At 61.3% G+C, this 12,049-nt stretch carries 10 protein-coding genes; all 10 read left to right on the plus strand.

The features are described 5' to 3' along the window. Positions 1-64 precede the first annotated feature (64 nt). Positions 65-1,075, plus strand: coding sequence for an ornithine carbamoyltransferase (locus tag HX814_RS30385; RefSeq protein ID WP_003220053.1), 1,011 nt, complete (start codon positions 65-67; stop codon positions 1,073-1,075). Positions 1,076-1,247: 172 nt separating this feature from the next. Beyond that, positions 1,248-2,177: a carbamate kinase gene (arcC, locus tag HX814_RS30390; RefSeq protein WP_087692649.1), complete on the plus strand. Its 930-nt coding sequence runs from the start codon at positions 1,248-1,250 to the stop codon at positions 2,175-2,177. An 18-nt stretch (positions 2,178-2,195) separates the two neighbouring features. After that, entirely contained in the window at positions 2,196-2,558 is a 363-nt protein-coding gene (locus tag HX814_RS30395; RefSeq protein WP_177009259.1) for a DUF5064 family protein, read from the plus strand. Positions 2,559-2,757: 199 nt separating this feature from the next. Next, positions 2,758-4,266, plus strand: coding sequence for a sigma-54-dependent transcriptional regulator (locus HX814_RS30400; protein ID WP_102605962.1), 1,509 nt, complete (start codon positions 2,758-2,760; stop codon positions 4,264-4,266). 402 nt (positions 4,267-4,668) lie between these two features. Then, positions 4,669-5,052, plus strand: a complete 384-nt coding sequence (gcvH, locus tag HX814_RS30405; protein ID WP_003220049.1) for a glycine cleavage system protein GcvH — start codon at positions 4,669-4,671, stop codon at positions 5,050-5,052. Positions 5,053-5,062: 10 nt separating this feature from the next. Next, positions 5,063-7,909: an aminomethyl-transferring glycine dehydrogenase gene (gcvP, locus tag HX814_RS30410; protein ID WP_177009260.1), complete on the plus strand. Its 2,847-nt coding sequence runs from the start codon at positions 5,063-5,065 to the stop codon at positions 7,907-7,909. 141 nt (positions 7,910-8,050) lie between these two features. After that, the gene (locus HX814_RS30415; protein WP_087692646.1) at positions 8,051-9,427 is read left to right on the plus strand and encodes an L-serine ammonia-lyase; all 1,377 of its coding nucleotides are present in this window, start codon (positions 8,051-8,053) and stop codon (positions 9,425-9,427) included. Positions 9,428-9,466: 39 nt separating this feature from the next. Further along, positions 9,467-10,591, plus strand: a complete 1,125-nt coding sequence (gcvT, locus tag HX814_RS30420) for a glycine cleavage system aminomethyltransferase GcvT (RefSeq protein ID WP_003220046.1) — start codon at positions 9,467-9,469, stop codon at positions 10,589-10,591. 390 nt (positions 10,592-10,981) lie between these two features. Next, entirely contained in the window at positions 10,982-11,194 is a 213-nt protein-coding gene (locus HX814_RS30425) for a cold-shock protein (RefSeq protein ID WP_003220045.1), read from the plus strand. A gap of 95 nt (positions 11,195-11,289) precedes the next feature. After that, positions 11,290-11,778, plus strand: a complete 489-nt coding sequence (locus HX814_RS30430) for an RDD family protein (RefSeq protein ID WP_177009261.1) — start codon at positions 11,290-11,292, stop codon at positions 11,776-11,778. The last annotated feature ends 271 nt before the right edge of the window (positions 11,779-12,049 follow it).

A 12,049-nucleotide genomic window follows, 5' to 3' on the forward strand; every position in this document is an offset into this window, starting at 1 on the left:
AAACCCTGGCCGCCGCTCATAAGGCGCCGGCCAGGGGGATAACCTAAACAGAAGGAGATCCACCATGGCTTTTAATATGCGCAACCGCAGCCTGCTGTCGCTGATGCACCACACCACCCGCGAGCTGCACTACCTGCTGGACCTGTCCCGCGACCTCAAGCGCGCCAAATACACCGGCACCGAGCGTCCGCACCTGAAGGGCAAAAACATCGCGCTGATCTTCGAAAAAACCTCGACCCGCACCCGTTGCGCGTTCGAAGTGGCGGCCCATGACCAGGGTGCCCACGTCACCTACATCGACCCGGTGTCGTCGCAGATCGGCCACAAAGAAAGCATGAAAGACACCGCCCGCGTCCTCGGCCGGATGTTCGATGCCATCGAGTACCGTGGCTTTGAACAGGAAATCGTCGAAGAACTGGCCAAGTTCGCCGGTGTGCCGGTGTTCAACGGCCTGACCGCTGAATTCCACCCCACCCAGATGATCGCCGACACCCTGACCATGCGCGAGCACAGCGACAAGCCGCTGCATGACATCAGCTACGCCTACCTGGGCGACGCCCGCTACAACATGGGCAACTCGCTGCTGATGATTGGCGCCAAGCTGGGCATGGACGTGCGCATCGGCGCACCGAAAGCCCTGTGGCCCCATGCTGATTTCATCAAGCAGTGCCAGGCATTCGCCGAGGAAAGTGGCGCGCGCATCACCATCACCGAAGACCCGAAGGAAGCGGTGAAAGGCGTGGACTTCATCCACACCGATATCTGGGTGTCCATGGGCGAGCCGGTGGAAGCGTGGGACGAGCGCATCGAGCAACTGCTGCCGTACCAGGTCAACGCCAAGATGATGAAAGCCTCGGGCAACCCACGGGTGAAATTCATGCACTGCCTGCCGGCGTTCCACAACAGCGAAACCAAGGTCGGCAAGGACATCGCCGCGCGTTATCCAAACCTGGCCAATGGCGTGGAAGTGACCGAAGAAGTGTTTGAGTCCCCGGCCAACATTGCCTTTGAACAGGCGGAAAACCGCATGCACACCATCAAGGCGATCCTGGTGTCGGCGCTGGCGGATATCTAAACCAATACCGCTCCCACTTTTGATACGCGGTCCAAAATGTGGGAGCGGGCTTGCTCGCGAAGGCGGCGTGCCAGTCGCTATATTTTTCACCGACACACCGCTTTCGCGAGCAAGCCCGTTCCCACATTTGGCCCGGTGTTCACAACGCTGGATTCTGGAAGGACAACCTTATATGCGTATCGTCGTTGCACTGGGCGGCAACGCCCTTCTGCGCCGTGGTGAACCCATGACCGCAGACAATCAACGGGCCAATATCCGTATCGCCACCGAACAGATCGCCAAGATCCACAAAGGCAACGAGCTGGTGATTGCCCACGGCAATGGCCCGCAAGTGGGCCTGCTGTCGCTGCAGGCTGCCGCCTACACCCAGGTTTCACCTTACCCGCTGGATGTGTTGGGAGCCGAAACCGAAGGCATGATCGGCTACATCATCGAACAGGAACTGGGCAACCTGCTGGACTTCGAAGTGCCGTTCGCCACGCTGCTGACCCAGGTCGAAGTCGACGCCAAGGACCCGGCCTTCCAGAACCCGACCAAACCCATCGGCCCGGTGTACTCCAAAGCCGAAGCGGAAAAACTGGCCGCTGAAAAAGGCTGGGCGATTGCCCCCGATGGCGACAAGTATCGCCGCGTAGTGGCCAGCCCACGGCCAAAACGGATCTTTGAAATCCGCCCGATCCAGTGGCTGCTGGAAAAAGGCAGCATCGTGATCTGCGCCGGTGGCGGCGGGATTCCGACGATGTATGGCGAAGACGGCAAGCTCAAGGGCATTGAAGCCGTGATCGACAAAGACCTGTGCTCCTCGTTGCTGGCCGGGCAACTGGACGCCGATTTGCTGGTGATCGCCACCGACGTCAATGCCGCCTTTATCGACTTCGGCAAGCCCACCCAGAAAGCCATCGGCCAGGCACACCCGGACGAAATCGAAAAGCTCGGCTTCGCCGCCGGCTCCATGGGACCCAAGGTCCAGGCCGCGTGCGAGTTCGCCCGCCAGACTGGAAAAACCGCAGTGATCGGTTCACTCTCGGACATCGAAGCGATTGTCCAGGGCAGCGCCGGCACCCGCATCAGTACCGCAAAACCTGGCATCACCTACCTGTGAAGTAGAGGAGAAACGCCTATGGCTACCTTTGAACCTGGTCACCTGCACATCGAACGCCACGCGCTGAACAAGGATGACTACAGCTACAACCTGTGCATCGACTACGAAGTCAGCCAGGACCCAAAGGAAGGCAAGGGAATGCTCTTCAAGATGCACGGCTCGGTGCAGGGCAAGGAGCTCAAGGAAGAGTTCTTCCTGCCCAAGGACCAGTCGTTCGACTTCGCCCGGCAGGCGATGAACATCGCGCAGAAGTACGGCATGCCGAAGATTGCCGTGCTCAATGGCCAGATGCACAAGCAGTACGATTTGATGTTTGAGGATGTGCGGCATCAGCTGGATGTGAAGCCTGGGGATCCGGTCAAACCCGAACACCTCGAATAACCCGATTTCCCAGGCACCAACCATCAAATGTGGGAGCGGCGGTGCGACGATTCGACTTGCTCGCGAATGCGGTGTATCAGTTGATGCATCCGGTGACTGACACACCGCATTCGCGAGCAAGCCCGCTCCCACATTTTGATCTCTATCTTCTCCAAGGCATACTTGCCACCTCTCGCTCGCCAGAACCAAAAACAGCCCCATGCGTATCCACGTCAGCTTCATCGACCGCGTCGGCATCACCCAGGAAGTCCTGGCCTTGCTCGGTGGGCGCAATCTGAACCTGGATGCGGTGGAAATGGTTCCGCCCAACGTCTACATCGACGCGCCAACCTTGAGTGCCGAGGTACTGGAAGAGCTGCGTGATGCACTGTTCAGCGTGCGCGGCGTGCAAGCCGTGACCGTGGTCGACATCCTCCCCGGCCAGCGCCAGCACCTGCAACTCGACGCCCTGCTCGCCGCCATGACGGACCCGGTACTGGCCCTGGACAGCGCCGGCAAGATCCTGCTGGCCAACCCGGCGCTGATCGCCTTGTACGGTCGCGAACCCGCCGGGGAAAGCATCAACGAACTGTTCGACGACCCAACCCTGCTGGCCACCTTGCTGGAACACGGCTTTCGCCTGGCACTGCGGGAAATCAGCGTAAACGGCCAGACCCTGCTGCTGGACGCCACGCCGATCACCGACGCCGGCGCCCTGCTGACCCTGTACCAACCCAACCGCATCGGCGAACAACTGTCGGCGCTGCACCATGACCACGCCGAAGGTTTCGACGCGTTGTTGGGCGAGTCTCCGGCGATCCGCACCCTCAAGGCGCGGGCGCAACGGGTGGCGGCGCTGGATGCACCGTTGTTGATCCAGGGCGAGACCGGCACCGGCAAGGAGCTGGTGGCCCGTGCCTGCCACGCCATCAGCGCACGCCACAGCGCGCCGTTCCTGGCCCTGAACTGCGCGGCGCTGCCGGAGAACCTGGCCGAGAGCGAACTGTTCGGCTACGCCCCCGGCGCCTTCACCGGTGCCCAGCGCGGCGGCAAGCCGGGGCTGATGGAACTGGCGAACCAGGGCACGGTGTTCCTCGACGAGATCGGCGAGATGTCACCGTACTTGCAGGCCAAGCTGCTGCGGTTTCTCAACGACGGCAGCTTCCGCCGGGTGGGCGGCGACCGTGAGGTGAAGGTCAATGTGCGGATCCTCAGCGCCACCCACCGCGACCTGGAAAAGATGGTCAGCGAAGGCACCTTCCGCGAAGACCTGTTCTACCGCCTCAACGTGCTCAACGTCGAAGTGCCGCCCCTGCGCGAGCGCGGCCAGGACATCCTCCTGCTGGCCCGCTACTTCATGCAGCAGGCCTGCGCGCAGATCCAGCGCCCGGTCTGCCGCCTGGCGCCGGGCACCTACCCGGCGCTGCTGGGCAACCGCTGGCCGGGCAACGTGCGGCAATTACAGAACGTGATCTTCCGCGCCGCGGCCATTTGCGAAAGCAGCCTGGTGGACATCGGCGACCTGGACATCGCCGGCACCTCGGTGGCGCGGCAGAACGATGGTGAAGTCGACAGCCTGGAGCAGGCGGTGGAAGACTTCGAGCGCGGGTTGCTGGAGAAGCTCTATGTCAGCTATCCGTCCACGCGCCAGCTGGCCAGCCGCCTGCAAACCTCCCACACCGCCATTGCCCACCGCTTGCGCAAGTACGGCATTCCCAACAAGCCCTGACTGACTGCACGCGATCAACATGTGGGAGCGGGCTTGCTCGCGAATGCGTTGGGTCAGTCAATACATTCGGCACTGACATACCGCTTTCGCGAGCAAGCCCGCTCCCACATTTGATCTACGGCGCCCTCAAAAGCGACCTCCGCCTGTACTGAAAGCGCTACAGTGGAACGATATCAATACACACCGTCCCAGGCGTCGCGATGCAAGGCTTTGATCCTCATAGGCTTTTTTTCACCCGTCCAGCTGTAGCGATATCGCTACAACCACCTTCCGAACATCACCCGCCATAATCAGTAACCAATTGTTTTATAACGATAAAAAAACATTGGCCGCAATTTTGCTAAGCAACTCCCCATTATTCCAATCCCGTCCACCAGACGAATCTGGCCCTGAGGAGTTTCCATGAGCGAGTTGCGCTTTACTGAAGATCACGAATGGCTGCGCGCCGAAGCCGACGGCAGCGTGACCGTGGGCATTACCGCTTTTGCGCAGAACGCGCTGGGTGATGTGGTTTTCGTGCAACTGCCTGAGCTGCAGTCCTACGACAAAGGGGCAGAAGCCTCCACCGTTGAATCGGTCAAGGCCGCCAGCGGCGTATACATGCCATTGGACGGCGAAGTCCTCGAAGTAAACGACAAGCTGGACGGCAGCCCCGAGCTGGTCAACGAAGACCCGATGGGCGAAGGCTGGTTCTTCCGCTTTAAACCGGCTGATGCCGACGCAGTAGCTAAGCTGTTGGATCAGGATGCGTATGACCGCCTGATCAAAGCCAACGCTGAAGCCTGAGGAGCGCGCCATGACTAATCTGACCACCGCCAACGAATTCATCGCCCGCCACATCGGCCCGCGCCAGGACGACGAGCAACACATGCTCGCCACCCTGGGCTTTGATTCCCTGGAAGCCTTGAGCGCCAGCGTGATCCCGGAGAGCATCAAGGGCACCGCCGTACTGGGCATGAGCGATGGCTTGAGCGAAGCCGACGCACTGGCTTCGATCAAGGCGATTGCCGCCAAGAACGAGCTGTTCAAGACCTACATCGGCCAGGGCTACTACAACTGCCACACACCGTCGCCGATCCTGCGCAACCTCCTGGAAAACCCGGCCTGGTACACCGCCTACACGCCGTATCAGCCGGAGATTTCCCAGGGCCGCCTGGAGTCGCTGCTGAACTTCCAGACGCTGATCAGCGACCTCACCGGCCTGCCGATCGCCAACGCCTCGCTGTTGGACGAAGCCACCGCCGCTGCCGAAGCCATGACCTTCTGCAAACGCCTGAGCAAGAACAAAGGCAGCAACGCGTTCTTCGCCTCCGTGCACAGCCACCCGCAAACCCTCGACGTATTGCGCACCCGTGCCGAGCCGCTGGGCATCGACGTGGTGGTGGGCGACGAGCGTGAACTGACCGACGTCAGCGCCTTCTTCGGCGCCCTGCTGCAATACCCGGCGAGCAACGGTGACGTGTTCGACTACCGCGAGCTGACTGAGCGCTTCCACGCCGCCAATGCGCTGGTGGCCGTGGCCGCCGACCTGCTGGCCCTGACCCTGCTGACCCCGCCGGGTGAGTTCGGCGCCGACGTGGCCATCGGCAGCGCGCAACGCTTCGGCGTGCCGCTGGGCTTCGGTGGCCCGCATGCGGCGTACTTCTCCACCAAGGATGCGTTCAAGCGCGACATGCCGGGCCGTCTGGTAGGCGTCTCCGTGGACCGTTTCGGCAAGCCGGCCCTGCGCCTGGCCATGCAGACCCGCGAGCAACATATCCGCCGCGAGAAGGCCACCAGCAACATCTGCACCGCTCAGGTATTGCTCGCCAACATCGCCAGCATGTATGCCGTGTACCACGGCCCGAAAGGCCTGACCCAGATCGCCAACCGCATTCACCACCTGACCGCGATCTTCGCCAAAGGCTTGGGCGCATTGGGCCTGGCGGTTGAACAAGCCCACTTCTTCGACACCCTGACCATCAAGACCGGCGCGCAAACTGCTGCCCTGCACGACAAGGCTCGCGCCCAGCGCATCAACCTGCGTGTGGTCGACAGCGAACGCGTTGGCCTGTCGGTGGACGAAACCACCTCCCAAGCCGACATCGAAACCCTGTGGAGCGTGTTCGCCGGCGGTAAAGCCCTGCCGGACTTCGCCACATTGGCTGCCAGCGTTGAAAGCACCCTGCCGGCCGCGCTGCTGCGCCAGTCGCCAATTCTCAGCCACCCGGTGTTCAACCGTTACCACTCCGAGACCGAGCTGATGCGCTACCTGCGCAAACTGGCCGACAAGGACCTGGCCCTGGATCGCACCATGATCCCGCTGGGCTCGTGCACCATGAAGCTCAACGCCGCCAGCGAAATGATCCCGGTGACCTGGGCCGAGTTCGGTGCCCTGCACCCGTTCGCCCCGGCCTCGCAAAGCGCCGGCTACCAGCAACTGACGACCGAACTGGAAGCCATGCTCTGCGCGGCCACCGGTTACGACGCGATTTCCCTGCAACCGAACGCCGGTTCCCAGGGCGAATACGCCGGCCTGCTGGCCATCCGTGCCTATCACCAGAGCCGTGGCGAAGAACGCCGCGACATCTGCCTGATCCCGTCGTCGGCCCATGGCACCAACCCGGCCACCGCCAACATGGCCGGCATGCGCGTGGTGGTCACCGCCTGCGATGCACGCGGTAACGTCGACATCGAAGACCTGCGTGCCAAGGCCATCGAGCACCGCGAGCACCTCGCTGCGCTGATGATCACCTACCCGTCCACCCACGGCGTGTTCGAAGAAGGCATCCGCGAAATCTGCGGGATCATTCACGACAACGGCGGCCAGGTGTACATCGACGGCGCCAACATGAACGCGATGGTCGGCCTCTGCGCCCCGGGCAAGTTCGGCGGCGATGTGTCCCACTTGAACCTGCACAAGACCTTCTGCATTCCCCACGGTGGTGGCGGCCCGGGCGTCGGCCCGATTGGCGTCAAATCCCACCTGACGCCGTTCCTGCCCGGCCATGCCGCGATGGAACGCAAGGAAGGCGCGGTCTGCGCCGCACCGTTCGGCAGCGCGAGCATTTTGCCGATCACCTGGATGTACATCAGCATGATGGGCGGCGCAGGCCTCAAGCGCGCTTCGCAGTTGGCGATTTTGAATGCCAACTACATTTCCCGCCGCCTGGAAGAGCACTACCCGGTGCTGTACACCGGCAGCAATGGCCTGGTGGCCCACGAATGCATCCTCGACCTGCGCCCGTTGAAAGACAGCAGCGGCATCAGCGTGGATGACGTGGCCAAGCGTCTGATCGACTTTGGTTTCCATGCGCCGACCATGTCGTTCCCGGTGGCCGGCACCCTGATGATCGAGCCGACCGAAAGCGAATCCCGGGAAGAACTGGACCGCTTCTGCGACGCGATGATCGCCATCCGCGAAGAAATCCGCGCGGTGGAAAATGGCTCGCTGGACAAGGACGACAACCCGCTGAAAAACGCGCCACACACTGCCGCGGAACTGGTTGGTGAATGGAGCCACCCATACAGCCGTGAACAAGCGGTGTACCCGGTGGCGTCGTTGATCGAAGCCAAGTACTGGCCGCCGGTTGGCCGGGTCGACAACGTGTTTGGCGATCGCAACCTGGTGTGCGCGTGCCCGTCGATCGAGAGCTACGCGTAACCTGATGTGGGAGCGGGCTTGCTCGCGAATGCGGAGTGTCAGTTGATACATCTGGTGACTGACCCACCGCTTTCGCGAGCAAGCCCGCTCCCACATTGGACCGCGTACATCCGATCAATAATAAGAAACCGGAGAACAACCATGTCTTTAAGCGTGTTCGACCTGTTCAAGATTGGCATCGGCCCCTCCAGCTCTCACACCGTCGGCCCGATGCGCGCTGCCGCTCGATTCGTCGAGGGACTGAAGCGCGACAACCTGCTGGGCGCCACCACCTGCGTCAAGGTGGAGCTCTACGGCTCACTCGGCGCCACCGGCAAAGGCCACGGCAGTGACAAGGCCGTATTGCTGGGCCTGGAAGGCGAGCACCCGGATACCGTGAACACCGAAACCGTTGCCGCCCGCCTGTTGGAAATTCGCGGCAACGCACGCTTGAACCTGCTCGGCGAACACAGCATTGCGTTCAACGAGAAAGAACACCTGGCGATGATTCGCAAACCCCTGCCCTATCATCCCAACGGCATGATCTTCCGCGCCTTCGACGCCGCCGGCTTGCAGATTCGCAGCCGCGAGTACTACTCGGTGGGCGGCGGGTTTGTGGTGGATGAAGACGCCGCCGGCCACGACCGGATTGTCGAAGACGCCACGCCCCTGACGTTCCCGTTCAAAAGTGCCAAGGACTTGCTCGGCCATTGCGCCACCTATGGGCTGTCCATCAGCCAGGTGATGCTGACCAATGAAAGCGCCTGGCGCCCGGAAGCGGAAACCCGCGCCGGCCTGCTGAAGATCTGGCAGGTGATGCAGGACTGCGTGGACGCGGGCTGTCGCAACGAAGGGATTTTGCCGGGAGGGCTGAAGGTCAAGCGCCGCGCCGCCGCGTTGCATCGCCAACTGTGCAAGAACCCGGAATCGGCGCTGCGCGACCCGTTGTCGGTGCTGGACTGGGTCAACCTGTACGCCCTGGCGGTCAACGAAGAAAACGCCAATGGCGGGCGCGTGGTGACGGCGCCCACCAACGGTGCGGCCGGGATTGTGCCGGCGGTGTTGCACTACTACATGCGCTTTATCCCGGGGGCCAGCGAAGACGGGGTGGTGCGCTTCCTGCTCACCGCCGCGGCCATCGGTATTCTGTACAAGGAAAACGCCTCGATCTCCGGCGCCGAAGTCGGCTGCCAGGGAGAAGTCGGCGTGGCCTGCTCCATGGCCGCCGGCGCCCTGTGTGAAGTGTTGGGCGGTACGGTTTCCCAGGTGGAGAACGCCGCCGAGATCGGCATGGAACACAACCTCGGCCTGACCTGCGACCCCATCGGCGGGCTGGTGCAGGTGCCCTGCATCGAGCGCAACGCCATGGGTTCGGTCAAGGCCATCAATGCGGTGCGCATGGCCCTGCGCGGCGACGGGCAACACTTCGTGTCCCTCGACAAGGTCATCCGCACCATGCGCCAGACCGGCGCCGACATGAAAAGCAAATACAAGGAAACCGCCCGTGGCGGTTTGGCGGTCAACATTATCGAGTGCTGACGCCTATAAGCGCGTCCGCACGTTTTTCAGGAGCTGAATATGTCCACCGAAACCCTGTTGAAAACCCCGTTGCACGCCCTGCACATCGAACTGGGCGCACGCATGGTGCCCTTCGCCGGCTACGACATGCCGGTGCAATACCCGCTGGGCGTGATGAAAGAACACCTGCACACCCGTGAACAAGCCGGGTTGTTCGATGTGTCGCACATGGGCCAGATCCGCCTGACCGGCGCCGGTGCCGCCAAGGCCCTGGAAACCCTGGTGCCGGTGGACATCATCGACCTGCCGGTGGGCATGCAGCGTTATGCGATGTTCACCAACGAGCAAGGCGGCATCCTGGATGACCTGATGGTCGCCAACCTGGGTAACGACGAACTGTTCCTGGTGGTCAACGCCGCCTGCAAGGACCAGGACCTGGCCCACCTGCGCCAGCACATCGGTGACCAGTGCACCATCGAGCCACTGTTCGAGGAACGCGCCCTGCTGGCCCTGCAAGGCCCGGCTGCCGTCAGCGTGCTGGCGCGCCTGGCGCCGGAGGTCAAGCACATGACCTTCATGCAATTCGCACCGACCCGCCTGCTGGGCGTGGATTGTTACGTCAGCCGCTCGGGCTACACCGGCGAAGACGGCTTCGAAATCTCGGTACCGGCCGCGAACGCCGAGGCCCTGGCCCGCAGCCTGCTGGCCGAAACCGAAGTACAGGCCATCGGCCTGGGCGCCCGCGACTCCCTGCGCCTGGAAGCCGGCCTGTGCCTTTATGGCCATGACATGAACACCGAGACCACGCCGATTGAAGCCAGCCTGTTGTGGGCAATTTCCAAGGCCCGTCGTGCTGATGGCGCACGCGCCGGTGGCTTCCCGGGCGCCGATGCGATCTTCACCCAGCAACAAACCGGCGTCAGCCGCAAACGCGTAGGCCTGTTGCCACAGGAACGCACGCCGGTCCGTGAAGGCGCAGAAATCGTCGACGAACACGGCACCGTGATCGGCAGCGTCTGCAGCGGCGGTTTTGGCCCGAGCCTGGGCGGCCCGCTGGCCATGGGTTATCTGGACAGCGCTTTCATCGCACTGGATACCGAAGTATCTGCGTTGGTACGTGGGAAAAAGGTGCCACTACGTGTAAGTAAAATGCCATTCGTACCACAACGTTACTACCGTGGTTGATTGACTGTTCCTATAAGTAACGCGGTTGCGTTAACGTGCACTAATCTGTAACGCAACCGCCACATTAAAGTGCATTGACGATAGTCAATGTTATGTTCAGTCACCTATAACAAGTGACGAATTCTATCGAATAAACGCGTTCCACATTGTGGACAGAAGTGTAACGAGGCCGAGCAAAACCTGGGGTTTTGCCGGGGCTTGTTTTTTCTGTATTAGTTGGCGTAGAGTTTGCCCACTGTGTTTGCATGGGTCGCTTTGAACCTGGACCTGGGCAGTAGCCAAAGTTTGCTACAACCCGTTCGACGTCTCTTACTTTCCTGCAACCCAGCCCAGTACTCTTTCATGTGAAAGGGGCTGTCATTAATTTTTTTGCGTCAAGGAAATAAGAAAATGGCTGATCGTCAGAGCGGTACCGTCAAGTGGTTTAACGACGAAAAAGGGTTTGGTTTTATCACTCCAGAAAGCGGTCCGGATCTGTTCGTCCACTTCCGCGCTATTCAGGGCAACGGCTTCAAAAGCCTGAAAGAAGGCCAGAAAGTGACCTTCATCGCGGTGCAAGGCCAGAAAGGCATGCAAGCCGACGAAGTACAAGCAGAAGGCTGATCCTTGCTGCGACAAAAAGCCCCTGATATGACATCAGGGGCTTTTTTATGGGCGTTCTTCCGTAAAATGGCTTTTTTCCTGCCGAGAGCCATGCCATGTCGAAACACCTGCTGAGCCCCCAAGGCGAGTTTCCCGCCGTAGGCCTGGGCCGTCGTCTGGCAGCGATGCTCTATGACTTCCTGTTGTGCACCGCCCTGCTGATCGTCACGGCCTTCATCTACAAGCTGGTGTGGATGGGGTTTGTCGGTGAGGCCAAGTTGCGGGCGCTGTCTGAGTCTGGCGCGCTGGATGGTGATCCGCTGTTGTCGACGATTTTGTTTTTTGTGCTGTTTGGGTTCTTTGCCAAGTTCTGGACGCTCTCGGGGCAGACCCTGGGGATGCAGGTTTGGGGGGTGCGGGTGCAGAACGCTGATGGGTCGCGGATTAGTCTGTGGCAGGCGTTGTTGCGGTTTGTGGTGTCGATTGCTTCGTGGTTGTGCCTGGGGCTTGGGTTTATCTGGTCGTTGTTCGACAAGCAGAAGCGTGGCTGGCATGACATCTACTCCGACACGCAGTTGGTGCGGGTTCCGAAGAAAAAGAAGTAGGTTTTCAGGTTGGGGGCATATCCGTTGCTGCGGTGATGGCCGCTATTGGTTCCGCTTTTACAGCGGCTCACTTTTGAAAAGCGCAAAAGTAAGCAAAACGCTCTTGCCCCACCACTCGGCACCTCGCCTAGGCTCGGTGTGCCCTCACGCAGGCTTTGGACCGTGGGCCGCCGTCATGGGCCATCCCTGGCCCAGGACGGCTAACCTGGCGTCCTGCCAGGTTACCCACGCTCCAAAGCCTGCGTTCGGCCAGCGTGGTTTAACGGGGCGC

It is taken from the genome of Pseudomonas sp. C8002, assembly GCF_013385765.1.
In the GTDB taxonomy this organism is placed as follows: Bacteria; Pseudomonadota; Gammaproteobacteria; order Pseudomonadales; family Pseudomonadaceae; genus Aquipseudomonas.